The following is a 24,827-nucleotide window of genomic DNA, read 5'->3' on the forward strand; positions in this document are numbered from 1 at the left end:
TCAGAACCTCCCGTCGCGTACCGCGAACTTGGTCGGCTTGCCCGACAGGGGCAGCCCGCGCGACAGCCAGCCGGCCTGCCACGCGATCAGGGTGTCCAGCGGCACGTCCGGGTAGCCGAACAGGCCGTGGCAGCGAGAGGCGTCGCTGAGCAGCGCGGTGCCGCTCTCGCCGCCGGTGAAGGACGCCTCGGTCCCCATCGCGGCGGCCAGCCGGGCCGCCGTGCGCCGCACCGAGGCGGTCTCCGGCCCGGTCAGGTTCAGCGTGAACGCCTCCGGGGCGCGCGCGTGCCGCAACGACCGCAGCGCGACCTCGTTCGCGTACCCCTGCCACACGACGTTGACGTGGCCGGTGGTGAGGTCGACCGGCTCGCCGGCCGACACCGTGGCCGCGAGGTCGGCCAGCACGCCATAGCGCAGGTCGACCGCGTAGTTCAGGCGCAGGATCGCGACCCTGGTCCCGTACGCGGCGGCGGCGTGCTCGAAGACGCGCTCCCGGCCGAGGCAGCTCATCGCGTACTCGCCCACCGGGTCCGGCCGGTCCTCCTCCGCGCTGCCGCCGCGGGCCACGTCCACCAGCGGGTACACGTTGCCGGTGGAGAACACCGCGATCGAGGAGCCCCGGTAGCGCCGGGCGACGGCCGCGGGCAGCGCCGCGTTGACCGCCCACGCCTGGTACGGCGCCGCCGACGTGCCGAACTTGGCGCCGACCATGAACACGACGTTCGCCGCGTCGGGCAGCCCGGCCAGGTCGTCGCCGCCCATCAGGTCGTGGGCGACCACGTCGGCGCCCTCGTCCGCCAGCGCCCGCGCCGCCCGGCCGTCCGACCAGCGGGACACGGCGTACACGCGGGCCGAGCCGCGGCCCGCGGCGTCCAGGGCGCGGCGGGCCAGCCGGACCAGGCTCGGGCCCATCTTGCCGCCGGCGCCGAGCACGACGAGGTCGCCGTCCAGGTGGGCGGCGTCGGCGACCAGCGCGGCCGAAGGCGTGGCCAGCCGCTCCTCAAGCTCTTGTTCAGAGGTGAACACGCGCAGTCCCTTCAGGCCGCCGGTAGGCCACGCCCAGCCGGTCGAGGAGCGGCAGGTGATCGGCCAGTCGCCGGGTGAATCCGCCCAGGTCCCGTCCCGCCGACCAGGCCGCCTCGGCCACGGCGCACAGGCGGGGGAAGGCGTTGTAGTCGAAGCGGTCCCTGGTGGGCAGGTACTCGCCCCAGAGCTGGGCCTGCATGCCGAGGACGGACTCGCCCGCGTCGTAGCCGTACACCGTCTCCAGGGGGAGCGGGCCGGCGATGCTGACCGGCTCGCCCGGCCCGTCGGACTCGGCGTAGTCGAGGTAGGTGTGCGTGTGCGGCGCGGCGACCACGTCGTGCCCGGCGCGCAGGGCCGCCTCGATCCGGTCCACGCCCCGCCAGGCCATGATCACCATGTCCTCGGGCGGGTCGTGGTCGAGCATGTCGTCCCAGGCCACCGCGCGCCGGCCGAGCCCGCGCAGGTGATCGGCCAGGAGCCGGCCCCACCAGCCGAGCAGCGCCTGCGGCCCGTCGAGCCCGGCGCTCGCCACGCGCCGCGCGGCCTCGGCGCTCGCCGCCCACTCCGCGCCGCGCACCTCGTCCCCGCCGATGTGCACGTACGGGGACGGGAACACCTCGCACAACTCGTCGAGCACGTCCCGGGCGAACCCGGCGGCCCGGTCGCCGACGCCGAGCACGTGGGAGGAGATGCCCCACGAGGTCCGCACCCGTACGGGCGTCGCGGAGGGGTGCCCGAGCCACGGGTACGCGGCGATGGCGGCCTGCGAGTGGCCGGGGAACTCGATCTCGGGCACCACGTTCACGCCGCGCGCCGCCGCGTAGGCCACCAGGTCGCGCAGCTCGCGCTGGGTGTAGAAGCCGCCGTGCGGGGTGCCGTCGAACCTGCCCTCCCGGGCGTGCCCGGCGGGGGACTCGGCGCGGTGGGCCCCGACCTCGGTCAGGCGCGGGTGGCCGCGTACCTCGAACCGCCAGCCCTGGTCGTCGGTCAGGTGCAGGTGCAGCACGTTGAACTTGTGCAGCGCCAGCAGGTCGACGTACGAACGCAGGAACGACATCGGCCGCCACCAGCGGGCCACGTCGATCATCACGCCGCGCCAGGCGTACCTGGGTATGTCCCGTACGGTCCCGCAGGGCACGCCGTCCGGGCCGTCGAGCTGGCGCAACGTCTGCACGCCCCAGCGCAGCCCGGCGACGTCCGCCGCGGAGATCACGGCCCGTTCCGGGGTGACGGCCAGGGTGTAGCCCTCCGCGCCGAGCGACGGGTCGGACACCAGGCGGAGCTCGATCTCGCCGGAGGCGTCGCCGCCCGTGGCCGGTCCGAGCAGCTCCCTGGCCAGGGCGGCGTGCGGCCCACGTACGGGCGCGCGCACGCCCGGCTGGAACGTTCCCTCCGCCGGACGCGCCGAGGCGGCCGGCGGGATCATCGGCCCAGCACCGTTCGGAAGGCGGTGAGGGCCTCGCCGACGGGCGCCGCGTCGGGGTACCAGGCGCGTTCCCACTCCAGCGCCAGGAAGCCCGCGTACCCGATCCGGTCCAACTCGGCCAGCACGCCGGGCACGCCCACCGCGCCCCGGCCCGGCAACACCGGCGCCAGGTCGGCGGGCGAGGCCGCGTCCTTGATCTGCACGTGCCGCAGGTACGGCGCCAGCGCGTCCGCGGTGTCCGCGGCGCTCTCACCGGCCCGCCACGGGTTGACCACGTCCCACAACGCGCCCACCCGCGGCGAGCCGACCCCGGCCAGCACCCCGGCGACCGCCACGCCCGTCAGGAACACGTCGTGCGTCTCCAGCAGCACGTCCACGCCGTTGTCCGGCAGTCGGCCGGCCACCTCCGCGAGCCTCCGAGTCGCGGCGGCGGCCGGGTCGTCCTGCCCTTCGACCCCGCCGAAGACCCGTACGAACGGCGAGCCGAGCGCCTCGGCGATCTCGACGTGGCGCAGCACCTCGGCCACGGGGTCGCCGTCCGGACGGGCCACCCGGGTGTAGGAGCACACGGCGACGATCCCGATCCCGGCGGCGGCGAACGTACGGGCGATCGAGGCCAGCTCGCCGGCGGGCGTGTCCGGCGCGACGATCTCACCCTCGGCGCAGCGCAGCTCGACGGCGGCGCAGCCGTACCGGGAGGCGGTGGCGATGACCTCCTCGGCCGGTGCGCCCGGCATGCCGAGCGTGCTGAACGCGAGCGGGTTCATGGTTGTCCCTTCACTGTGACGGTGGAACCCCGGCGGGCGGACTCGTAGACGGCCAGGGCGACGTCGAGGACCGACAGGGCGTACTCGGGGGTGACCTCGGGGGCGGTGCGCCCGGCGCAGGCACGCGCGAAGTCGGCGAGCTGCGCGGCGAACGCGGTGGCCATCTCGCCGATGCCGGGCGCGGCGACCTGGGTGGCGACGCCGCCGCGGAAGGACCAGACGCCCTCGCCCCGGCTGATGCGCAGCGCGCCCTCGCCGCACACGATCTCCGACTCGTCGGTGAACGGCAGGCCGGTGCCGGTGACGGAGATCGCCGAACGGGTGCCGTCGGCGTGCCGGGCCAGGGCGACCGCCTCGGTCTCGACCGCCGCGCCGGGCGGCCCGGCGACGTGCGCGGTGACCTCGGTGATCGGCGAGCCGACGAGCATCTGGAGCTTGTCGATGCTGTGGGTGCCGACGTTGAGCACGATGCCGCCGCCCGCCATGTCGGCGTCGAGGAACCAGCGGGGCCGCGAGGGGTCGGCGTAGTCGGCGGTGCGCCGTTCCGAGGCCACCACGACCCGGCCGAGCTCGCCCGAGGCGAGGAAGCCGGCCGCCGCGCGCAACATCGGGACGAAGCGCAGGACGTGCCCGACCGCGAACACGACGCCCGCCGCCCGGCACGCCTCGATCATGCGGACGGCGTCCTCGCGCGTGGTGGCGATCGGCTTCTCCACGAGCACGTGCAGCCCGGCCGCGGCGGCGTCGAGGGTGATCGGGGCGTGCAGCGCGTGCGGGACGGTGATCACGACCGCGTCGAGGCCGCCCGCGTCGAGCATCGCCCGGTGGTCGGTGAAGACGCGGGCGCCCGCCTCGGCGGCCAGCTTCTCGGCCGCCTCGGCCCGTACGTCGCACACCGCGGTGACCTTCACCTGCCCGGCGCTCTGGCGGGCGGCGGCCACGTGGAACTCCGCGATGGTGCCCGCGCCGATGACGCCCAGGCGCAGCCCGGATGTTGTGGTCACGATTTCCTTTCCGGATCGGACGGAGGGCCTGATCTCAGCCCTTGAGACCCGCGGACATGGTTCCGCGGACGAAGTAACGCTGGGCCAGCACGAACACGATCAGCATCGGCAGCAGGCTCATCATCGCCGCGGCCGTCACGAGCTGGTCATTGCCGACGAACTGCCCCTTGAGGCTCAGCACGCCGACCGGCAGCGTGTAGTTCTCCGGCGAGGTGAGGTAGATCGTGGGCTCCAGCACGGCCTTCCACGAGGTGGTGAAGGTGAAGACCGCGAGCGTGGCCAGGGCGGGCTTGGCCAGCGGCAGGTGGATGCGCCAGAACACCTGCCAGGGGTTGGCGCCGTCCAGGCCCGCCGCCTCCTCGAAGTCCTTGGGGATGCCGAGGAACGTCTGCCGCATCAGGAAGATCCCGATGGGCGTGGCCAGCCAGTACGGCACGATGAGCGGCAGCAGCGAGTCCAGCCAGCCCAGCGACCGGAACAACAGGAAGTTCGGGACGATCGTGATGACGGTCGGCAACATCATCGTCCCCAGGGCCATCGTGAGCAGCGCCTGCTTGCCCGGCAGCCGCATCCTGGCCAGCGAGTGGCCGACCATGGCGCTGGTCAGCACGTTCCCGGCGACCGCGAGCACCGCGATCACGAGGCTGTTGACCAGGTACAGCCCGAACGGCGTGCGCCGCCACACCTCGGCGTAGTTGTCCCACTGGACCGGGTCGGGCAGCCACACCGGCGGCACCTGGATGTACTGGGCGAAGCTCTTCAGCGAGTTCCCCAGCGCCGCGGCGAACGGCAGCAGCATGACCGCCGCGCCCGCCAGCACCAGCACGTACGAGACGGTCTTACGCATAGTGCACCCACCTGCGCTGGAGCCGGAACTGCACCAGGGTCAGCGCGAGCACCAGCACGAACAGCACCCACGCCACGGCCGAGGCGTAGCCCATCTGGAAGAACTGGAAACCCTGCCGGTAGAGGTAGAGCACGGTCAGCTCGCTGGCGCCGTGCGGCCCGCCGTCGGTCATCACGAAGACCTGCTCGAACGACTGCAGCGTCTCGATCGAGGTGAGCACCAGCACCAGGAACGTGGTGCCGGAGATACCCGGCAGGGTGATGTACCGGAACCGGTTCCAGGCCGAGGCGCCGTCGATCCTGGCCGCCTCGTAGCGTTCCTCGGGGATGGCCTGCAGGCCCGCCAGGAAGAGCACCGTCATGTAGCCGACGCCCTTCCACACCGCGACCGCCGCCAGCGTGGGGATCACCAGCGCCGGATCCTGCAACCAGTTCTCGGCCGGCAGCCCGAGGAGGCCGAGCACCTGGTTGGCGATGCCCGTCTGCGGGTTGAAGACCGCGTCGGCGACGTAGGCGACCACCACCCAGGAGGACACGACCGGGACGAAGTAGGCCGCCCGGAACAACGCCATGCCGCGCAGCCGCTGGTTGAGCGCGACCGCCAGGGCCAGCGCCAGTGCCGTCTGGGCCGGTACGAACAACACCGCGAAGTAGGCGGTGTTGCCCAGCGTGCGCCAGAAGACCGGGTCGCCGAACAGGCGGGTGAAGTTGCCGAACCCGACGAACCTCGGCGGGGACATCAGGTCGTACTCGGTCATGCTGAAGAACAGCGAGGCCAGCAGCGGCCAGGCGGCCAGCGCGACCAGGTGCAGGAGGTAGGGCGAGGCGAAGGCGAAGGCCCAGGCCCGCTCGCCCGAGCGCCGCTTGGGCGCGGGTGGCCGCGGCTCGGCGGCCACCCGCCCGGAACGCCTGGTGAGCACCGTCACTGCGTCTTCCCCGCGTAGAAGCGGTCGATGACCTCCTGGGCCTCCTTCTGGCCGGTCTGGAGCGCGGTGGCGACCGGCGTGGCGCCCGACAGGGCCTCGTTCATGCGCTTGGCCAGGGCCTCGGTGTACTCCGACCACACGGCGTTGGTGCCGAGGTCGGTGGCCGCGTCGAGCGACTCCAGGAAGACCGGGCCGCGGTCGGCGGGCAGGGCCGTGGAGGCGACCTTCTTGTTGATCGGGATCGCCTCGCCGAGCTCGGCCCACTTGCGCTGCGGGCCCTCGCCCGAGAAGAACGTGATCCACTTCCACGCCGCGTCGGCCTGCGCCGCGGAGGCGGCCTTGCTGACCACCCACGAGTTGACGATCGCGACGTTGCCGCGCCCGGCCGGGCCCTTCGGCAGCGGCGCCACGCCGAAGTCGACGCCCGCGCTCACCGCCGGCAGCGTACGGGCGTAGATGCCGTACGACATGGCGACCCGGCCGGTGGCGAACAGCGTGTGCACGACGCCCTTGCCCATGGCCTCGGTGGTCACGTAGTCGGGGGCGAAGCCGTCCTTGCCCATGGCGCGCAACATCCAGTCGAGCCCGGCCGTGGACTGCGGGCTGTCGACGACGACCTTACGGCCCCCGTCGGTGACGACGTCGCCGCCGAACGCCTTGACGATCGGCCACCAGCTCTCGGTGAAGCCCGGAGAGTACGCGCGGAAGCCGTAGGTGTCGGGTTTGCCGTCGCCGTTGGCGTCCTTGGTGAGCTTCTTGGCCGCGGCGGCCAGGTCGTCGTAGGTCCACTCGGCCGTCGGCTCGGCCACCTTGGCCTCGGCGAACAGCTTCTTGTTGTAGAACAGCACCGGCGTCTGGGCGCCCTGCGGGAAGCCGAAGACCCGGCCCTGGGCGTCGCGGTTGAGGTCGATGCCGGAGTAGTCGGCGGCGCTGACGGTCTTGACCCGGTCGCTCAGGTCGGCCAGCGCGCCCCGGGCGGCGAACTCCTGCACGAGCACGCCGTCGGACAACCACACCTGGGGCGCCTGCCCGCCGGCGATCTGCGTCCTGAGCCGTTCGAAGAACTTGACGTACGGCGCGACCTCAAGTTGCACCTTGATCGAGGGATTGGCGGCCGTGAACTCCTTGACGAGCTCCCGCATGGTCGTGTCGGCCGGGTCACCGGCGGCGGCGTAGAAGCCGAGCTTCAGGGTGACCGCTCCGGAGTCGTCGGCCTGGCCGCCGCACGACGCCGTGCCGGCCACGGTGAGGACGGCCACCGCGGCAGCGGCGAGCACGCGCACTCTCATTGGATCCTCCAACAGGAACGAAGAGGGGGAAAGGGGGGTGAGGGGGAGGCCGGCGTCACGTCGGGACGCGGACCTCGACCAGGCTGCCGGAGGCGGCTCCGCAGGAGGCGCGCACGGCCAGGCGGGGCTGCAGCACGACCCGGCAGACCGGGGCGACGGGGCCGAGTTCGATCCGGCGCAGCAGCAGTTCGGTCGCCATGCGGCCCACCTCGGCCTTGGGCGGCGAGACCGCGGTGAGCGGCACCTCCGACAGGTCGGCGACCTCGTCGTCGTAGGCGACCACGGCGATGTCGTCGGGCACGGTCAGGCCGACCCGGCGCAGGTAGGGAAGGAGCGCGGTGGCCTCGCGGTCGCCGAGGCACACCACCGCGCGCACCTTCTCGGCGACCAGCGAGTTGGCGTAGGCCAGCATGTCGGGCCCGGTCCAGACGGGCTGCCTGGCCACGGCCTCCGGGATCTCCGGAAGCCCGAGGTCGGCGACGGCCTGGCGGTATCCCGCGAAGACCTGCTCGGAGCTGGCGGTGCCGCTCCGGCCGAGGTAGCCGATCCGGCCGCGGCCGAGCCCGCTGAGGTGCTGCACCGCGGCGTAGCCGCCGCCGTGCACGTCGGTGCAGACGTAGGAGGTGGGGTCGGCCGGGCGGGGGTCGGCCGGCCGGCGTTCCACCAGCACGTACGGCACGGGCAGGCCGCGCAGGCCGGCCAGGTGGGCGTCGGGGTCGGCGGTGAGGTGCAGGTTGGGCACCAGGAGCAGGCCGGCCACGCCGACGTCGACGAGCTGCTGGATCTGCCCGGCCTCGACGTCGGGGTCGTAGTTGGAGCAGGCCAGCACGAGCTGCACGCCGACGGTGGTGGCCGCCCGCTCGATGCCCTGCACGACCTGCGGGAAGTAGTAGGTGGTCGACGGGACGAGCGCGCCGATGAGACGCGGCCTGGCCCCCGGGGTGACGGAGCTGGTCACGAAGGTTCCCGACCCCTGCCGGCGCCGGACGAGGCCCTCCTCGACCAGGAGGTCGACCGCGCGGCGCACGGTGTTCACCCCGACCGAGTACGTCCCGGCCAGCTCCGACTCGGTCGGCAGCCTGCCGCCGACCGGCCAGCGGCCCTGCACGATCTCCTGCCGCAGGCGCGCCGCGAGGGTGCGGAATCGCCTTCCCCTTGGGAGGGAATTCATTCCTTCAGGTGGCTCCATGACGAGATTCTTCTCGTCATTCAGAAGTGCTGTCAACCCTAAATTCACTCCGTTATTCGGTGCTTATAAGGAATGAATTCACTCCTCAAGAGTGATTACCAGCGGGCCATGACGTCCTTGTCGCGGTCGTAGGCGGCGGCCCAGTAGCGGCCGGCGGCGGTCAGGCGGTGACCGGCGAAGCCGACCTCGCCGGTCGGCTGCTTCAGCGCCTCCGACGTCGCGGTGGCCCAGCCGTCGGCGCCCGCGGTCACGGTCACGTACCGGCCGGCGGAGAAGGTGAAGCGCCCGCGTACGGTGGCGGCCACCGGCTGCCCGCTCTCCCTGTCCACCACGCGCAGCCGTACGCGGGCCACGCCGTCGTCCACCGTCACCGCCATCGACTCCACGACCATGGGACGCAGCTCCGTCGTACCGGTCGTCACGGTGACGGGCGCGGAGGGCGGGCCGCGGTGCCCGGCCACGTCCACCGGGACGATCCGGTAGTGGTAGGCGGTGGCGGGCAGCAGGCCGGCGTCGGTGTGGGTGAGGCCGCGCGCCTTCCCGGCCAGCGTGCCTGGGCCCGGGGTGAAGTCCGGCTCGGTCGAGCGGTGCACCTCGTAGTAGGCGACCTCGGTGTCGTCGCGCGCCCGCCCGTACGTCAGGTCCACCGTGGCGTGGTCGAACGCGACTGCCTGCGGCGGCGAGGCCACCCCGGTGGGCGGCCCGGAGTCGGCGGGCGGCTCCGGCCACCGGGCCGACGGGCCCCAGACCGTGGGCAGCTCCCGGTAGGAGTCGTAGTGGTGCAGCGCGATCCCGGCGAAGGCCGGGCTGCCCGCGAACGCCTGGGAGACCTTGGCCAGCTCGGCCTCCAGCGCGTCCCTGCCCTCCTCGCGGAAGGTGATGCTGGAGGGATCGCCGCTGGTCGCGATGTCCAGGGTCTCCACGCCGACCACCACCGACAGCGGCTTGCCGATGCGCTCGGCGTAGGCGAGCTCGCCCGCCGCCTGCGCGATGATGCCGACGCCGCCGTCCGCCTGGTCGCGGTAGTCCATGATCGCGACGTAGTCGCTGAGGTCCTGGATGTGCTCGGCCATGGTGCGGGTCGTCCCGCCGTACGGGATGCCGGTGCAGCAGGCGGAGGTGTCCAGCCAGCGCGGCACGGCCGGGCCGAACAGCAGCGGCTGCCCGGAGGCGTCCCGGCGCGCGATCATCGCGCGCAGCGTGTCCAGCCACTGCACCTGCACGTCGGGCTTGCCGCTGGTGAACCAGGGCAGGCTGTACGGCTCGATGTCGACGTTGATCCCGTCGAACCGCGCGCCCGGCTTCGAGGACAGGTTGTAGTCGAGCACCCGCTCCATCTCCCGTACGGCGCGCTCCCGGTAGCGCGACAGCGCGCCCAGGTACGGCGGCCGCGTCCCACCGGCCACGGTGGCGTGCACCTTCATGCCCCGGCCGTGCGCCCAGGCCACCAGGTCGCGCAGCTCAGGACGGGCGTCCTCCAGCAGGTCGCGTCCGGCGTAGGTGTCCACGCCCAGGTAGAGGGTCGATCCGGCGGGCAGGACGGTCTCCAGCAGGCGGCGCGAGCCCGGGTTGAGCACCAGGTTGTAGGACGCCTTCTCCCAGATCCACATCGCCCGGTCCTGCCGGTGCGGCACGGGAGGCCGCTTCGCCGCCGCGCCGAGCGCCACGTACGTGGTGGACGACCTGGCCACGTGGCCGCGGGCGTCGACCGCCTCCGCCTCCAGGCTCGCCATGACGTCGCCGTACCGCGCCGGGTCCACCAGCGTGACGTAGCGGCCCCTCGCCCCGGCGGCGCGCTGCCAGGGGCCGCCGTTGACACGCACCCGGACCGTACGCACGTCCGCACCGGTCACGTCCACCCTGACCGGCGTGGGACGGGTGAGCCGGACGCCGTCGGCGGGCTCGGCGATGGCCACTTGCGGCGCTCTGGCCCGCGGGTTGTCCACGCTCAGGGTCAGTGGCCGGGACCAGGCGCCGTAGCGGGTGTCGGCGGCGGTCGCCTTGGCGTAGACCTCGATCTCGCCGTCCAGCGCGCGGGTGTCGAGGTCGTAGGTCCAGGTCCCGCTGTCGTCGGCGTCGGGGTCGCTGACCGTGGCCCGCTCGACGCGCTCGCCGTCCACCACGAGCGTCACGTCGTAGGCGCCGGTGAAGCGGCCGGTGAGCCGTACCAGGCCGGGGGCGGGCTCTGAGGAGTCGATCACCACCGACGGGGGGTCCGCCGCGTGGGCCGTGCCCGGCGTGGTGATGGTCAGCGGTAGGGCGAGCAGGAGTGCGCCCGGGATTCTCCACAGCCCTGCGGGCATGAAGCCACCTCCATAGGAATGCATTAATGCCGGAAATGGATAAGTCCGGGCATCAAATCCGTGAGATGGCGAAACCATAGCCTCGAATTCCGGCGACAAAAATGGCATGAATTCCAGCCACTCTTGCGCGGGGGGTTCCCGGGGTGGAGAGGTGCGGGGGTGTTCGCGGGGTCCCTCTGGTGGGGGAGGGGGTTCCCGCGTGATGGGGAGTGGGGGTGGCCGGGCGGTCTCTAGCGTCGCAAGCATGGTTGACATTCATCGTCCGCGACGCTGGCCGGCGTACGCGCTGGCGGCGCTGATGCTCGGGTACGCCGCCGGAAAGGCGGACTTCGCCGCGCAGGGCAGGCTCGGCTTCCCCGGCGGGCCGCCCGTGCCGGCGGCCGAGGCCGCGGGCTACTTCCTGGACCCGTCCCTCGCGCAGTGGTTCGCGGCGGGCTCGGGAGTATTGGGCGCGTGCGTCGCCCTGGCCACGGTCACCGCGGCGGGCCGCCGCCTCCCGAGGGGCCCGTTGCTCGCCGTGCTGGCCGTGATGCTGCTGGCCGTCGGCGGGGGCGCGGCCATCATGATCCTGGACGGCTTCGTCGGCATCGGCATCGGCTGGCGCTGGTACCACGGGGTCGCCGGGATCGTCGTGATCGTACTGGGCCTGGAGACGGCCCGCTCCTACCTGTCGTCGCCCCGCCGCCCGTAGCCGCCCGCCGCCCCCGGCGGGGGTCAGGCGAGGACGGGGAAGTTGCTGCGGAAGGTGTCGCGGGGGTCGCGGGTGCGCTTGATCTCCTGGAGCCGGGCCAGGTCGGCCGGGGAGAAGGCGGCGGCCGCGCGTTCGCCGGGCGCCAGGAACGTGAACGGCTTGCGCCCCGACGTGTACGGCACCAGCGCCCCCGTCAGCCGTTCCATACGCTCGCGTACGGCCGCGCCGCCGTCCTGGCCGGGGATGCCGAACAGGTACAACGCGTACGGCTCGTCCAGGTGCCCGGCCGGGGTGCCGGACGGGCGGGCCAGCGCGCCGCCCAGGTGCCGGAGCTGGACGCTGAGCAGCGGGTCGATGGGCTCGTCCAGCAGCGCCGCCGCGACCTCGTCGGTCAGTCCGGTCAGCAGCTCGGCGCGGGACACGCCGGGCCCGGGGTCGGTGGGCTCGGCGGTGATGCCGCCCAGTTCGGCGACCGGGAGCACGGCGCGGGAGTCCGACAGCCGCCCCGCGACCTTCTCCAGCGGGCGCATCAGCGTCTCGGCGTCGCCGCCCGCGCCGAGGAACGTGGCGTCCACGGCGACCAGGGGAGCCGCGCCGGGGAACTGCAGGAGGTCGTACCAGAGGGTCAGCTCCTCGGGCGCGGTGGCGGTGACCTCGCGGTAGGCGTCCAGGACGGCCGGGGCCATCGCGGCGGGCCACAGCAGGCGGCCGCCGTACAGGGTGGGGGCGGGGTGCAGGTCGAACTCGATCGCGGTCACGACGGCGAAGTCGCCGCCGCCGCCGCGCAGCGCCCAGAACAGGTCGGGGTCGCTGTCCGCGGTCACCCGGACGAGCTCGCCCGCGGCGTCCACGGCCTCGAACGCGCGCACGCTCCGCGAGGCGAAGCCGTGCCTGCGGCCGAACCAGCTCAGGCCGCCGCCCAGGGTGTAGCCGGTGACGGTGACCGCGGGGCTGCTGCCGGCCAGGCCGGTCAGCCCGTACGGGCTCGCCGCCTCCAGCACGCGCCCCCACTTGACGCCCGCACCGGCTCTGGCGACCCGCTCGACCGGGTCCACCCGCAGGTCGTCCAGGCGGCCGGTGCGCAGCAGGACCACGCCGTCGTTGTCGCCGGTGGCCCCGTGGCCGCTCGGCTGGGCGGCGACGGTCAGCCCGGCCAGGCGGGCGTGCCGGACCAGGGCGGCCACGTCCTCGGCGTCGGCGGCCTCGACCACGGCCCGTACGGGCTGCTCGACCGCCAGGTTCCAGGGCCGCCTGGCCTGCTCGAAACCCTCGTCGCCGGCCGTGAGCACCGTGCCGCGGAGCACGCCGCGCAGTTCGTCCCCGATGTTCATGTTCTTGCCTTTCGTCACTGTTTCCTCGTCGATGGCTCTACTGTGCAGGGGGCGAGCTGGGGCCGAGCTGGGATCGAGTTGAGGTGCCGTAGGGTGGGGACGGACATGACGGGGTTGGAGTTTCGGCTGTTCGGGCCGCTTGAAGTCACCGGCGGCGGGCAAGGCGCGCTGGATCTCGGCACGCGCAAGCAGCGCGCCCTGGTCGCGATGCTGGCCCTGGAGCCCGGCCGGGTGGTCTCACTCGACCGGCTGATCGACGAGCTGTGGGCCGGGGAGCCGCCCGCCGGGGCCACCCGCACCCTTCAGGCGTACATCGCCCACCTGCGCCGCGTCCTGGAGCCCGACCGGCCGCCGCGCACGCCCCCGCACGTCCTGCTGACCCGCGAGCCCGGCTACCTGCTCGCCGTCGCGCCGGGACAGATCGACCTGTGGCGCTTCGCCGCCTGGGCCGGCGAGGGCCGCGCGGCGCTGGCGGGCGGCTCACCCGGCAAGGCCGTCGAGCTGCTCGACCGGGCACTCGGGTTGTGGCGCGGCGACCCGCTGGGGGAGTTCGCCGGGCAGGAGTTCGCTCAGCCCGTGGCCGCCCGGCTCGCCGAGACGCGCGTCACGGCGCTTGAGGACCGCTTCGACGCCCGGCTGGCGCTGGGCGAGGACGCGCCCCTGGTCCCCGGGCTGGAGGCGCTGGTCGAGGCCGAGCCGTACCGGGAGCGTGCCTGGTCGCTGCTCGTACGCGCGCTCTACCGGGCCGGACGGCAGGCCGAGGCGCTGGCCGCGCTGCGCCGCGTACGGGAGCGGTTGTCGGCCGATCTCGGGCTCAGTCCCGGCCCCGACCTGCGGGAGCTGGAACGGGCTGTGTTCGAGCAGGCGCCCGAGTTGCGGCCGTCCGTGCCCGAACCGGTGGCGGCTCTCGTACCGGCCGCGCCCGAGCCGGAGCAGGATGGTCTCATCGCGCGTTCGGCCGAACTGGAGCTCGTGGCGCGGCGGCTGGGCGGCGTGCGGCGCGGCGAGGGCGGAGCCGTGCTGGTCACGGGGGAGGCGGGCATCGGCAAGACCCGGTTCGTCCGGGCCGCCGCCGACCTGGCCGCGGCGCGCGGCTTCCGGGTCGCGTGGGGACGCTGCGCCGACCGTACCGCCCCGGCCTTCTGGCCCTGGACGCAGATCCTGCGCGAGGCCGGCGACACCTCCGGACTGCTGTCCGGCCGGTCGCCCGCCCCCGAGCAGGACCTGTTCGGCCTGTACGAGCGGGTCCTCGACGTCCTGACCGGCCCCGACACGCCCCTGGCCGTCGTCCTGGAGGACCTCCACTGGGCCGACGTGTCCTCGTTGCGACTGCTGGAGTTCGTCGCCGAGTCCGCCCTCCGCCGCCGGCTGCTCGTGCTGGTCACCTGCCGTCCCGAGCCCGGCGACCATCCCCGCGAGCTGCGCGAGACGCTGGCCGGCCTGGCGCGTTCGGGTGAGCGGCTGGAGCTGCCGCCGTTCACGCCGGGTGACGTGGCGTCCTTCCTGCGGGCCAAGCGGGTCGCCGACGCGCCCGGCCTGGTCGAGGCGCTGCTCGACCGCACCGGCGGCAACCCGTTCTACCTGGGCGAGGTCCTGCGCCTGCCCGGCGGCGAGCGTACGGTCCCGAGCGGCGTGCGGGACGTGATCGAGCGCCGCGTCGCCCGCCTGCCCGAGGAGACCCGCGACCTGCTCGCCGCCGCCGCGGTCGCCGGTCGTGACGTCTCCGCCGCCGTGCTGGAGAGCGTCACGGGCAGCACCGCCGAGCAGGTGATGGCCGCTCTCGAACCGGCCGTCGCGACCGGACTGCTGGTCGAGCCGCGTTCCGGGGCCGACTACCGCTTCTCCCACGCCCTCGTCCAGGAGGCCCTGTACGCCGGGCTCAGCCGCCTCGACCGCGCGCGCCTGCACCTGCGTACGGGAGAGGCGCTCGAGCCCGTCCTGCCCGAGTCGCAGTCGGCCACGCTGGCCCACCACTTCTCCCAGGCCGGTCGCCTGGCCGACGCGGACAGGACCGTGCGGCACGCCTCCCGCGCCGCCCGCCACGCCGCCGCCCAGCTCGCCCACACCGAGGCGGCCGGCCTCTGGACGCTGGCCCTGTCCGCGCTCGCCCCCGGCCGCGACGCCGAACGCGCCCGCCTGCTCACCGAGCTCGGCCACGACCACCGCGCCGCCGGACACCCCGAGGACGCGCGCCACGACTGGGAGGAGGCGATCCGCCTGGCCAGGGCGGCCGGCGACCGGGACGCGCTCGTCCCCGCGATCACCGCCGCCGGCGGCCCGGCCCTGTGGAACTGGCGCCCGTACGGCGTCGTGGACGCCGACCTGGTCACCGTCATCGAAGACCTGCTGGCCGGCCCGCTCCCGGACGCCGACCGCGCCGGCCTGCTCGGCACCCTCGCCCTGGAGCTGCACTACGGCCCGCGCGGCGCCGAGGGCGAACGCCACGCCGCCGAGGCCGTCGCCCTGGCCAGGAAGACCGGCGACACGCCGCTCCTGGCCCGCACGATGAACAACTACCTGCTCGCCGCGTTCCGCCCCGGCCGCAACGCCGAGCGGCGCGCCATGGCCGAGGAGCTGGCCGCCCTGCCCGGCCTGCCGGTCAGCGGCGAGGTGATGGCGCGGGTCTTCCTCATGTCCTGCCTGCTGCGCGACGGCGACCTGCCCGCCTGGGACCGCGAGCTGGCCCGCTGCGAGGCGCTGCTGGCCGCGACGCCGCGCCCGGAGCTGGAGTCGATGGTCCGCATCGCCCAGACCGCCCGCAGCACTCTCGACGGCCGGTGGGAGGAGGCCGAGCGCCTGCTCGCCGAGCACGGCGACATGCGGTTCGGCCCGACGGTGTGGGGCGGCACGTTCCGGCGGCTGGTGACCACGTTCACCTGCCGGCGCGGGCAGGGGCGGGTGGCCGAGACCGTGGAGGAGCTGGTGGCCACCGCCGGTGAGCCGCACCTCGTGCCCCTGCGGCCGGTCGCCGTACTGGCCGCCGCCGAGGCGGGCCGCCCGGAACTGGCCCGCGACCTGATCGCGCGCTGGGGGACCGACGTCCCCGACGACTGGGTCGCCGACTTCCTCGTGCCGGTCTGGGGGCTGGTCGCCGCCCGGCTCGGCGTGCCCGACCCGCGCGCGCTCTACGAGCGCCTGCTCCCGTACGCCGATCAGTTCGTGGTGGCCGGAATGGGCACCGCCTGCTGGGGCTCCACCCACCTCGTACTGGCCCGGCTGGCCCGCCGCCTCGGCGACGAGGACGCCGCCCGCGCCCACACCCTGGCCGCCGGCCGCGCGTAGGTCCCGGTCGTGACGTCCGGACGCTCACTTGCCGGTGGTCAGGACCATGCGGAAGCGGGCCTGGACGGAGGAGGTCCCGCTGGTACGCCCCGGCGGCCTCCTCCAGCGGGACCTCCTCCGTCCACGCCCGCACGCCGCTCCGGGCGGCGAACCGCATGGTGTCCTGGGTGTCCACGGCGATGCCGGAGGCGTGCCCGTACACCCGCCGGGCGCCGCTCACGAGCTGGAGGGGCGCGACGTTCAGCGGTTCGGTGTCGATGCCGACGGTGATCAGCTCGCCGCGCCTGCCCAGCCCGTCGATCGTGGCCGACATCGCCGCGGAGCTGGTCACCGTGGCCAGCACCACCTTGGCCCCGCCCAGCTCCAGCAGCTCGCCGGCCACCTGCCCGGCGGCGCCGTCGATGTAGTGGGAGGCGCCGAGCTCGCGCGCCAGCGGTTCCTTCTCGGGGCCGCGGGCGATCGCGACCGTCTCGAAGCCCATCTTCGCGGCGAACTGCACGCCGAGGTGCCCGAGGCCGCCCAGGCCGAGGATCGCGACGGTGTCGCCCGGCCGCGCCGAGCTGCGCCGCAGCGCGTTGTACACGGTCACGCCCGCGCAGGCCAGCGGGGCCGCCTGCACCGCCGTCAGCTCGTCGGGGATCGCGGCCAGGGCCACGGCCGGCACCACGACGAAGTCGGCGAACCCGCCCGGATAGGCGGCGCCCGGCACCTGGAGCTCGGGGCACAACACGCCGTCGCCCTCGCGGCAGGCGTCGCAGTGGCCGCAGCTGCCGCCGTACCAGCCGACGGCCACCCGGTCGCCGACGGACCAGCCGGCGACGCCGTCGCCGATCGCGTCGACGCGCCCCGCGATCTCGTGGCCGGGTGTGACGGGGAAGGTGGTGTCCCGGATCGCGCCGCTGATGATCAGCGCGTCGGAGTGGCACACCCCGCACGCCTCGACGGTGACCCGTACCTCGCCGGGGCCCGGGTCGCGGGTGTCCACCCACACCGGGGACAGGTCGCCGCCGGGCTCGGCGACCTGGATGGAACGTTCCAGGGCGGAGGACGGCATGGCGTCTCCTTCGTACGGGAAGCGGCGGCCTCACCGGAGACCCTCACAAGGCCACCTTTTCCACTTCCGCCCCGTTTACCCCACGTACTTTCCCAATATCTGTTGGGAAAGCTAGGATCACCGGCATGTCCACGGAAGAGGACGACGGCCTGGTGCCGTTGCGGGCGCTGGCCAACCCCCTCCGCATCCGCATGGTCTCGCTGCTCACCGGCGTCGCCATGTCGGCCACGGAGGTCGCCGAGGAGCTGGGCATCGCCCATGCCTCGGCCAGCTACCACCTGCGCCGGCTGGCCGAGGCGGGCTTCCTGGAGCCGCTGGACGACCCGCCCGCGCCCGGCGGCAAGGGCAGGCCCCGGCGGCGCTACCGCTACGTCCTCGCCGACGCCGCCCGGCTGGACGGCGCGAACGGCCGGCGGCTCCTCCACGAGGCGCTGAACGAGGACCTCGCGCGCCGCCTGGCCCAGGCCAGGGCCCAGCGCCTGTCCGTGGACGCCGAGGTGTGGCTCGACCGCCCGGTCTGGGAACAGGTCGCCGGCCTGCTCGACCAGGCGGTGACCCTGGTCCACGAGCACGCGGGACCGCCCAGGACCGGCGGCCGGATCAAGGTCAGCATGACCGCGCTGCTGCTGGAGCTCGACGACGACCGCCGGCCTCCCCCGGCCGGCCACCCGAGGAGACAGCCGTGACCATCCCCCCATCCGAACTGGCCGGGTACGCCGACCTCGTGCTCGACGTGGCCGTACCGGTCCTGCCCGGCGACCGCGTGCTGGTCAACGCCGAGATCGAGCACGCCCCGCTCGCCCGCGCCCTGGCGGAGGCCGCCTACGCCCGGGGCGCCCGCTACGTGGACGTGTGGTACTTCGACCCCTACGCCAAACTCTCCCGGGTACGGCACGCGGCCCCGGACACTCTGGGCGAGGTGCCGTCCTGGCTCGACGCCCGCAACGAGGAGCTGGCCCGGCACGGCGGCGTCCTGGTCAACCTGCGCGGCACCGCCACCCCCGACCTGCTCGCCGGTCAGGACCAGGTCCGGGCGGGCCTCGACCGCATGCCGTACCTGTCGTCGCGGCAGCGCCTGCAACTCGGCAACCTGGTCCGCTGGGTCATGGTGCCCTGCCCGACGGAGGAGTGGGCGCGCGCGATCTTCGGGGAGCCCGACGAGGACCGGCTCTGGGGGCACCTGCGTTCCGTCCTGCGCCTCGACCGTCCCGACCCCAGGGCGGCCTGGGAGCAGCGCATCGCCGAACTGCTCGCCCGCGCCGCGACACTGAACGCCATGCGCCTGGACGCCGTCCGCCTCGAGGGGCCGGGCACCGACCTGACCATCGGCCTGCTGCCCGGCGCCCACTGGACCGCCGCCCGGCTGGAGACCCCCGAGGGCCACGTCTTCCAGGCCAACCTGCCGACGGAGGAGGTGTTCACCACGCCCGACCACCGCCGCGTCGAGGGCACCGTACGCGCCACGCGGCCGCTGGCGCTCGACGGCAACGTCATCCGCGACCTGGAGCTGACCTTCACCGCCGGCGTGGTGAGCGAGGTACGGGCGAGCAGCGGCGCGGACGTCGTCCGCACCCACCAGGCGACCGACGCCGGGGCGGCCCGCCTGGGCGAGCTGGCGCTCGTGGACGGCTCCTCGCCGGTCGGCCGCTCGGGCGTCACCTACCTGGAGACCCTGCTGGACGAGAACGCCACCTGCCATCTGGCGTGGGGAGCCGGCCTGCCGCCCGGCGTGCCCGGCCCGCTGCGCGCCCTGGACCCGGCCGCGCAGGAGGCCGCCGGGGTCAACGTCTCCGGCGTGCACGTCGACTTCATGGTGGGCGGCCCCGAGGTCACCGTCACCGGCATCGGCCACGACGGGGGCGAGGTCGAGCTCCTGCGCGCCGACGAATGGCAGGTCTGAAAACCGGCGAATGGCAGGTCTGAAAACCGGCGGATGGCAGGTCCGGACGAGCGGCGGATGGCAGGTCCGGACGAGCGGCGCAGGTCCGGGCCCCGAGTTCGGAGCCCGGACCCGGGCGGGACGCCGGTCGGCGGGCGAAGGTGACCGGGAGGCCGGTCAGCGGGTGAAGGTGACCGGGACGCCGCCGAAGGTCACGACCAGGCGGCCGTCCGCGGCGAAGGACCACGTCAGGGTGCCGCCGTAGGAGGAGCAGCGGGACCCGTTCGAGCCCGACCAGAACTGGTTGGAGCCGTCGGCGTCACCGACGATCTTGTCGTTGCTGCCGCTGCCGCCGCGGCACGAGGTGTCGTCGCGGAAGACCGAACCGCCCGCGTCGAAGGAGAAGTTGCGCTCGGCGTTGTCGATGCTGACATTGCCGCTGACCGTCATCGTGCCCGGGTTGCGGTTGTAGGTGAACCCGTGCTTGCCGTTGCGGTAGGCGATGTTGCGCTGGACGACGTGGTTGACCTTGATGTCCTCGCCGCCCAGCTTGTAGCCGTTGCGGTCGCCGTTCCCGGCCTGGCTGCCGTCGCTGAGGGTGCCGTTGTCGTAGGCCAGTGAGTCCTCGATGGTGACCGGGCCGATCGGGCCGGTGTCGGGCTTGGTGTAGAGGTCCCAGCCGTCGTCGATGTTGTTGCGGGACACCGCGTAGCGGAAGACGTTGCCGGGCCCGACGGTCAGCTTGGCGGCGAAGCCGTCGGCGTCCTCGCCGTCGGAGTCGGCGTTGTCGTGCGAGACCGTGCTGAGGACGAGGTTGCGGGCCGGCCACTGGCTCTGGGGCGTGTCGGAGGCGATCCGGGAGAGTTGCAGCCCGGTGTCGCGGTTGCCGCGGGTCTCCGAGCGTTCGATGATGTTGTCGCTGCCGCCGACGAAGATGCCGTTGTCGCCGGCGCGCTCGACGGTGATGCCGTACAGGTGCCAGTACGAGCCGTTGAGGGCCAGCCCGCGGTTGGCCGGGTCCTCGCTCTGGGCCGCGAAGTTCAGCACCGGGGTCTCGCCGGGGTAGGCCGACAACTTCTTGCGGGCGGCGGCCGTGCCGTTGTTGCCCGGGGCGATGGTGACCGTCTGCGAGAAGGCGTACGTGCCGCCGCGCAGGTAGATCGTGCCGCCGGGGGCGACGCGGGTGATGGCCGAGGTGAGCGTCGTCGGGTCGGACCGGGTGCCGGTCGCGCCGTCCCTGCCGCCCGGGGCGGCGTACAGGGCGTCGCCGGTGGGCGGGGTGGTCGGCGTGACGGTCGGAGTCGGCGTGGGGGTGGGGGTGGTCGTGGGGCCGCCGCCGGCGGGCTTCAGGGTCCACTGCTTGGTGGCCGCCGAGTCGCACGAGTTCTGCTGCAGGAGCGTGCCGGGGGAGGTGGAGTTGTCCTTGACGTTGAGGCACTTGCCGCCGTTGGTGTTGACCACCCGGTAGGCGGCGCCCGAGGTGGTGAGCTGCCAGGTCTGGGAGGCGGCGCCGGTGCAGCCCTCCTGTTGTACGGGCTTGCCCGCGCTGGTGGAGGCGTCGCGTACGCCGAGGCACTTGCCGCTGTGCGCGGCCTTGATCTGGTAGCCGCTCCCCGAGGCGGTGAGGGTGAAGACCTGCCCGGCGGACTCGGCGCAGGCGTTCTGCGCGAGTTGCACGCCGTCGCCGGTGCTCTGGCCCGGCACGGTGGCGCACAGGCCGCTCGCGCCGTTGACCAGCGTGTAGTTCCCGCCGGCGGGGGCGGCGGAGGCGGGGGTGTTCAGCACGGCGACCAGGCCGGCGGCGGCGAGCAGGCCGGTGGTCAGCACGACCGCCGGCCGCCTTCCCGAGGGATGGTTCTTACGCACGTCCAGCTCCGTTTCGTGGAGGTGTGCCGGATTCGAGGATCAGGGAGGTGCGCGCGCTCGTAACAACCGGTTGCGGTAACAGTGGCTTCACGTGGAGGAAACGTCAATACGTCCAGGTAAAACTGCAAACCCGCTCGGCGTTCTGCCTGGTGGCGTGGTTATTTCTGCAACAACCGATTGCAGGATTCATGCAGGCGGCCTTCTCCGACCGAGGCAGGCGGCTCAGTTCGGGCCGAGCAGGGCGAGGCCGCCGACGGCGACGCTCACGCCCTGCGGGCCGCCCTCGGCGGTGGCGGTGATGGTGGCGGTGATGGTGGCGGGCCGGGACAGGGAGTCGCCCATGTCCACGGTGAGGGCGGTCAGGCCCCGGCCGGCCAGGTGTGCGGCCAGGCAGGCGGTGCTGTTGGCGTTGGCGACGTCCTCGGGGACGCCGATGGAGGGGGCGAACATGCGGGCCGCGACCCGCCCGTCCGCCGTCGGGACGGTGTGGACGTAGCAGCCGAGCCGGTCGCACGCCGCGCGCAGGCGGTCCAGGTCGGGCGTCAGGGCGGCCAGTTCGGCGCGTCCCGCGACGGGCACGAGCAGCCGGGGCCGTCCCACGGAGGCGACGACGGGAGGCCCGGCGAGCGCGGGGAAGAGCGGCCGGATCAGGTCGAGTTCGGCGGCCGTCGTCTCCCGCACCGCGACCGGCCCCGGGTCGAACACCCCCTCGAATCCCTCGCCCCGCCGCACGACCCTCCCGCCGAACACCCGCCCCCCGGCCCGCAACACGAACCGCCGCTCCGCGTCGCCCGCGTGCGGTGCGACCCGGTGGTCCGGGGTCGTACGGGCGGCCAGGACCGCGAGCGCGGCCACCGTTCCGTGGCCGCAGGCGGGCAGCTCGCCCTCGGAGGTGAAGAACCGCAGGGACACCGGCCCGTCGCCGTCCGCGGACACGAACACGGCGTGCGAGGTGCCGCATCCGACCGGCACCGCCCGGCGCTCGTCCTCGGTGAACGGGCCGTCCGCCAGTACGGCGGTCGGACTGCCGCCGACCCCGTCACGCACACAGGCACGCACGATCACCGCAAGATCGGACATCACCGGATGACCTTACCGAAACCCCTGGCACCACCCCTCGGCCGGGCCGGACGGAGTGGTCAGCTCGGGTTGGCCGCCTGAAGGAGGATCTTCAGGAGGGCGTCGGGGGTGTCGCGCATGAGGTTGTGGCCGCCGTCCAGGGCGTGGGCGGTCCAGGCCGGGTCGTCGCGCAACCGGAGGTAGGTGGGGGTGAAGGGGGACTCGCCGTCCCAGGCCGCCGCGTAGACGTAGACCAGGCGCCGGACGGCGGACAGGCCGCCGGTGAGCCGGAGCGGCTGGAGCAGGGAGGCCAGCGGGTGCGGCGTCGCGCGGGGGTCGAAGAACGGCAGCGGGCGCACGCCGTAGCCGTTCTCCACCACGTCGGCGTACCACGCGCGCTCCCGGTCGGACACCAGGCCCCAGCAGGAGTCGCCGTCGCCGGGGACCATGGCGTCCATGTGGACCAGCGCGCTCACGCGTTCGGGCACGCGGTCGGCGACCCCGGTGATCACCATCCCGCCGTAGCTGTGGCCCACCAGCACCGCGTCCCGGACGTCGTACGCCTCCATGTAGGCGATCACGTCCTGGAGGTGGGTGTCGAGGTTGACCCCGGCGTGCAGCAGGTGGGCGCGTTCGGCGAGACCGGTCAGCGTCAGGGCGTGCACGCGGTGCCCGTGTGCGCGCAGCCCCTCGGCGAGGTCGTCGAAACACCATCCGCCGTGGCACATGCCAGGGATCAGGACGTACGTGGCCATGGGCCGCCCTCCTCGTCGTTCGTCGATCGGCTGATGCTAGCAGCAATCGAACCGATCGGTACGATCTCAGCGCGTGAGCGGCAGCGGACCCCGTTCCGGCGTGAAGAGCTGCTCGTCGAGGTGGTCGACGGCGTAGTCGATCGCGCCCGCCACCACGCACTCGTCCCCCAGCGTGGACGCCCGCACCTCCGGCATGCGCATGCACCGCCGCTCCAGCTGTTCGCGCAGCGGCCCGAGCAACACGTCCGCCGACCGCGAGAACCCGCCCCCCAGCACCACGACCTGCGGATCCAGCACGAGCACCATGGCCGCCGCGCCCAGGGCCAGGTCGTCGACGAAACGCCCGACGGCCTCCAGCGCGACCGGGTCGCCGTTCCTGGCGGCGGCCAGCGTGAAACCGGCCGCGTCCTCCGGCGGCGTGCCCTCGGGGACGACCGCGCAGCCGTTGAGGTGCTCGGGGGCGTCGAACCAGCGGGCCTCGGGCAGCATGGAGATCTCCCCGGCCGCCGCCCCGAACCCCCTGTGCACCTTGCCGCCGATGATCAGCCCGGCGCCCATGCGCCGGCCGACGTGCAGGAAAACGACGTCCTTGGCGCCCTGGGCGACGCCGCGCCGGGTCTCGGCCATGGCGGCCAGGCGGCTGTCGTTCTCGATCAGCACCTGGCACGGGAACATCTCGCGCATCCGGCCCGCCAGGTCGAGGTCGCGCCAGGAGGGGACCGCGGCCGAGTAGATGACCCGCCCCTCCACGTCGATCATGCCGATGGTGCCGACGGCGATCATCCACAGGTCGGACACCGCGACGCGGCCGAGCGTCAGGCAGCCGGAGACGGCCCGTTCGATCGCGGCCAGGCGTTCCTCCAGCGGCGCGTCGAGCGACACCGGCTGCCGGGTCTCGGCCAGGATCTCGCCGTCGAGGTCGGACAGGGCGGCGCGGATGTTGTGCCCGCCCACGTCGACGCCGACCAGGTAGCCGCTGTCGGCGCGGAAGCGGTAGCGGCGGGCCGGCCGGCCCATGGTGCCGGGACTCGGCGGCACCTCCTCCACCCAGCCCAGGTCGATCAGCTCGCCGGCGACCTCCTTCATGGACGGCCGCGACAGGCCCGTACGCTCGGCCAGTGCCGACAGGGTGAGCGGTCCGGCCCCGCGCAGCGCCCGGATGGCGGTCAGCGAGTTGAGCTGTCTCAACCGGGACAGGTCGCCGCCGCGTAGATCCGCCATCGCCGTCCTTAACGTAGGTTTCCTCTGTAACCCCAGGATATGCCAGGGGTCGACGTGCCGGTCATCTCTCCCGCGCACGCCACGAAACTGGCCGTTGACCCTCCGGAAGGGCCGGTGCTACTAATGAAAGATTCCTTCGAAAGTTGAGAGAGAAGAGGGACTGATGTCGGTCGTCGACGCCGGCGAGAGCGGCAGCCGCCAGGACCGTACGCGGGTGCTGGAGTGGCCCGGGTGCGCCAACGTACGCGATCTCGGCGGACTGCCCACCGCGGACGGCGGGCGGATCCGGTGGGGCGCGCTGGTGCGCGGCGACCGTCCGAGGGCGGAGAGCGTCCCGGCGCTGCTGACCCACGGCGTACGGCTCGTCGCCGACCTCAGGCTGGCCACAGAGTGCCTGGCCGACCCGCCCCCGCCCGTGCCGGGCCGCCGCCACCTGCCCGTCCTGCGGGACGAGGACACCGTCCTGGAGGCACTGGGCGACACCCTGCCCGCCATCTACCGGGTGATCCTCGACCGGGGCGCCCATCGGTTCGCCGCCGTCCTGTCGGCGATCGCGCACGCGCCGCCCGGCGGCGTCCTCCTCCACTGCCACTCCGGCAAGGACCGCACCGGCCTCGCGGTGGCGCTCGCACTCTCGCTGGCCGGCGTCGCCCACGACGACGTGGCCGCCGACTACGCCGTGACCGCCGCCTGCCTGCGCCTCGACGACCACCTCGCCGACCTGCGCGAGGAGGACGTACGGGACCGGTCACGCCGCCTGTTCGCCCAGATCACCGCCGGCACCATGCTCGCCGCCCTGGCCCACCTGGACGCCCGGCACGGCGGGGCGGAGGCGTACCTGCTGGCCGGCGGCCTGCCACCGGCGGACGCCGACCTGCTCCGCGCCCGCCTGACCGACCGGTGACGACCGCCC

At 73.8% G+C, this 24,827-nt stretch carries 19 protein-coding genes and 1 pseudogene; 5 read left to right on the plus strand and 15 right to left on the minus strand.

Translation table 11 applies throughout. The features are described from left to right. From IEZ27_RS19435 to IEZ27_RS19475, 9 genes are all read right to left on the minus strand, one after another. A complete protein-coding gene (locus tag IEZ27_RS19435) occupies positions 1 to 1,026 on the minus strand; it encodes an NAD-dependent epimerase/dehydratase family protein (RefSeq protein WP_189648537.1) in 1,026 nt (341 codons plus the stop codon). Beyond that, positions 1,013 to 2,452 carry a beta-N-acetylhexosaminidase gene (locus IEZ27_RS19440; protein WP_189648538.1) on the minus strand — a complete coding sequence of 480 codons (1,440 nt, stop codon included), beginning with the start codon at positions 2,450 to 2,452 and terminating at the stop codon, positions 1,013 to 1,015. The genes IEZ27_RS19435 and IEZ27_RS19440 overlap by 14 nt, the downstream gene beginning before the upstream one ends. After that, positions 2,449 to 3,219: a sugar phosphate isomerase/epimerase family protein gene (locus IEZ27_RS19445; RefSeq protein ID WP_189648539.1), complete on the minus strand. Its 771-nt coding sequence runs from the start codon at positions 3,217 to 3,219 to the stop codon at positions 2,449 to 2,451. The genes IEZ27_RS19440 and IEZ27_RS19445 overlap by 4 nt, the downstream gene beginning before the upstream one ends. Further along, positions 3,216 to 4,223, minus strand: coding sequence for a Gfo/Idh/MocA family protein (locus IEZ27_RS19450; protein ID WP_189648540.1), 1,008 nt, complete (start codon positions 4,221 to 4,223; stop codon positions 3,216 to 3,218). The genes IEZ27_RS19445 and IEZ27_RS19450 overlap by 4 nt, the downstream gene beginning before the upstream one ends. Before the next feature lie 34 nt (positions 4,224 to 4,257). Next, positions 4,258 to 5,070, minus strand: a complete 813-nt coding sequence (locus tag IEZ27_RS19455; RefSeq protein WP_125638599.1) for a carbohydrate ABC transporter permease — start codon at positions 5,068 to 5,070, stop codon at positions 4,258 to 4,260. Next, positions 5,063 to 5,995: a carbohydrate ABC transporter permease gene (locus IEZ27_RS19460; RefSeq protein WP_229824127.1), complete on the minus strand. Its 933-nt coding sequence runs from the start codon at positions 5,993 to 5,995 to the stop codon at positions 5,063 to 5,065. Before IEZ27_RS19460 ends, IEZ27_RS19455 begins: the two co-directional genes overlap by 8 nt. Next, the gene (locus IEZ27_RS19465; RefSeq protein WP_189648541.1) at positions 5,992 to 7,284 is read right to left on the minus strand and encodes an ABC transporter substrate-binding protein; all 1,293 of its coding nucleotides are present in this window, start codon (positions 7,282 to 7,284) and stop codon (positions 5,992 to 5,994) included. The genes IEZ27_RS19460 and IEZ27_RS19465 overlap by 4 nt, the downstream gene beginning before the upstream one ends. A 55-nt stretch (positions 7,285 to 7,339) precedes the next feature. Next, positions 7,340 to 8,455: a GntR family transcriptional regulator gene (locus IEZ27_RS19470; protein ID WP_229824128.1), complete on the minus strand. Its 1,116-nt coding sequence runs from the start codon at positions 8,453 to 8,455 to the stop codon at positions 7,340 to 7,342. Between the two features lie 113 nt (positions 8,456 to 8,568). Beyond that, on the minus strand, positions 8,569 to 10,776 hold the full coding sequence (locus IEZ27_RS19475) for a glycoside hydrolase family 18 protein (RefSeq protein WP_189648543.1): 2,208 nt from the start codon (positions 10,774 to 10,776) through the stop codon (positions 8,569 to 8,571). A 244-nt stretch (positions 10,777 to 11,020) separates the two neighbouring features. Here IEZ27_RS19475 and IEZ27_RS19480 point away from each other — a divergent pair, with 244 nt between their 5' ends. Beyond that, entirely contained in the window at positions 11,021 to 11,467 is a 447-nt protein-coding gene (locus IEZ27_RS19480) for a hypothetical protein (protein WP_189648544.1), read from the plus strand. A 23-nt stretch (positions 11,468 to 11,490) separates the two neighbouring features. Here the strand turns inward: IEZ27_RS19480 and IEZ27_RS19485 are convergent, their stop codons facing one another. Further along, entirely contained in the window at positions 11,491 to 12,816 is a 1,326-nt protein-coding gene (locus tag IEZ27_RS19485; protein ID WP_308427291.1) for an FAD-binding oxidoreductase, read from the minus strand. A gap of 87 nt (positions 12,817 to 12,903) precedes the next feature. Here IEZ27_RS19485 and IEZ27_RS19490 point away from each other — a divergent pair, with 87 nt between their 5' ends. Beyond that, positions 12,904 to 16,080: an AfsR/SARP family transcriptional regulator gene (locus IEZ27_RS19490; protein WP_189648545.1), complete on the plus strand. Its 3,177-nt coding sequence runs from the start codon at positions 12,904 to 12,906 to the stop codon at positions 16,078 to 16,080. A 208-nt stretch (positions 16,081 to 16,288) separates the two neighbouring features. Here the strand turns inward: IEZ27_RS19490 and IEZ27_RS55560 are convergent. Further along, positions 16,289 to 17,134: pseudogene (locus IEZ27_RS55560) on the minus strand (alcohol dehydrogenase catalytic domain-containing protein); the annotation flags it as partial. 125 nt (positions 17,135 to 17,259) lie between these two features. Here IEZ27_RS55560 and IEZ27_RS54995 point away from each other — a divergent pair. Further along, entirely contained in the window at positions 17,260 to 17,820 is a 561-nt protein-coding gene (locus IEZ27_RS54995; RefSeq protein WP_268246070.1) for an ArsR/SmtB family transcription factor, read from the plus strand. Further along, positions 17,817 to 19,034, plus strand: a complete 1,218-nt coding sequence (locus IEZ27_RS19505) for an aminopeptidase (protein ID WP_189648546.1) — start codon at positions 17,817 to 17,819, stop codon at positions 19,032 to 19,034. The genes IEZ27_RS54995 and IEZ27_RS19505 overlap by 4 nt, the downstream gene beginning before the upstream one ends. A gap of 156 nt (positions 19,035 to 19,190) precedes the next feature. On the opposite strand, the gene IEZ27_RS19510 is transcribed toward IEZ27_RS19505, so the two are convergent. The 4 genes from IEZ27_RS19510 to IEZ27_RS19525 all read right to left on the minus strand — a co-directional run bounded on the left by IEZ27_RS19510 (position 19,191) and on the right by IEZ27_RS19525 (position 23,914). Next, on the minus strand, positions 19,191 to 20,879 hold the full coding sequence (locus IEZ27_RS19510; protein ID WP_189648547.1) for an RICIN domain-containing protein: 1,689 nt from the start codon (positions 20,877 to 20,879) through the stop codon (positions 19,191 to 19,193). A gap of 222 nt (positions 20,880 to 21,101) precedes the next feature. Continuing rightward, positions 21,102 to 21,959, minus strand: a complete 858-nt coding sequence (locus IEZ27_RS19515; RefSeq protein WP_189648737.1) for a PhzF family phenazine biosynthesis protein — start codon at positions 21,957 to 21,959, stop codon at positions 21,102 to 21,104. A gap of 59 nt (positions 21,960 to 22,018) precedes the next feature. Further along, complete coding sequence (locus tag IEZ27_RS19520) at positions 22,019 to 22,693, minus strand: alpha/beta fold hydrolase (RefSeq protein ID WP_189648548.1); 675 nt, start codon at positions 22,691 to 22,693, stop codon at positions 22,019 to 22,021. A gap of 66 nt (positions 22,694 to 22,759) precedes the next feature. Then, positions 22,760 to 23,914 carry an ROK family transcriptional regulator gene (locus IEZ27_RS19525; RefSeq protein WP_125638628.1) on the minus strand — a complete coding sequence of 385 codons (1,155 nt, stop codon included), beginning with the start codon at positions 23,912 to 23,914 and terminating at the stop codon, positions 22,760 to 22,762. A 163-nt stretch (positions 23,915 to 24,077) separates the two neighbouring features. On the opposite strand from IEZ27_RS19525, the gene IEZ27_RS19530 reads away from it, so the two are divergent. Continuing rightward, complete coding sequence (locus IEZ27_RS19530) at positions 24,078 to 24,818, plus strand: tyrosine-protein phosphatase (RefSeq protein WP_125638631.1); 741 nt, start codon at positions 24,078 to 24,080, stop codon at positions 24,816 to 24,818. Positions 24,819 to 24,827 lie beyond the last annotated feature (9 nt).

It is taken from the genome of Nonomuraea spiralis (assembly GCF_014648435.1).
In the GTDB taxonomy this organism is placed as follows: domain Bacteria; phylum Actinomycetota; class Actinomycetes; order Streptosporangiales; family Streptosporangiaceae; genus Nonomuraea; species Nonomuraea spiralis.

Coding starts and splice junctions, on each gene's coding strand:
- IEZ27_RS19440 (WP_189648538.1), bottom strand. CDS start 2,452: ATGATCCCGCCGGCCGCCTCGGCGCGTCCGGCGGAGGGAACGTTCCAG.
- IEZ27_RS19445 (WP_189648539.1), bottom strand. CDS start 3,219: ATGAACCCGCTCGCGTTCAGCACGCTCGGCATGCCGGGCGCACCGGCC.
- IEZ27_RS19455 (WP_125638599.1), bottom strand. CDS start 5,070: ATGCGTAAGACCGTCTCGTACGTGCTGGTGCTGGCGGGCGCGGCGGTC.
- IEZ27_RS19465 (WP_189648541.1), bottom strand. CDS start 7,284: ATGAGAGTGCGCGTGCTCGCCGCTGCCGCGGTGGCCGTCCTCACCGTG.
- IEZ27_RS19470 (WP_229824128.1), bottom strand. CDS start 8,455: ATGAATTCCCTCCCAAGGGGAAGGCGATTCCGCACCCTCGCGGCGCGC.
- IEZ27_RS19475 (WP_189648543.1), bottom strand. CDS start 10,776: ATGCCCGCAGGGCTGTGGAGAATCCCGGGCGCACTCCTGCTCGCCCTA.
- IEZ27_RS19480 (WP_189648544.1), top strand. CDS start 11,021: ATGGTTGACATTCATCGTCCGCGACGCTGGCCGGCGTACGCGCTGGCG.
- IEZ27_RS19490 (WP_189648545.1), top strand. CDS start 12,904: ATGACGGGGTTGGAGTTTCGGCTGTTCGGGCCGCTTGAAGTCACCGGC.
- IEZ27_RS54995 (WP_268246070.1), top strand. CDS start 17,260: ATGTCCACGGAAGAGGACGACGGCCTGGTGCCGTTGCGGGCGCTGGCC.
- IEZ27_RS19515 (WP_189648737.1), bottom strand. CDS start 21,959: ATGTCCGATCTTGCGGTGATCGTGCGTGCCTGTGTGCGTGACGGGGTC.
- IEZ27_RS19520 (WP_189648548.1), bottom strand. CDS start 22,693: ATGGCCACGTACGTCCTGATCCCTGGCATGTGCCACGGCGGATGGTGT.
- IEZ27_RS19525 (WP_125638628.1), bottom strand. CDS start 23,914: ATGGCGGATCTACGCGGCGGCGACCTGTCCCGGTTGAGACAGCTCAAC.
- IEZ27_RS19530 (WP_125638631.1), top strand. CDS start 24,078: ATGTCGGTCGTCGACGCCGGCGAGAGCGGCAGCCGCCAGGACCGTACG.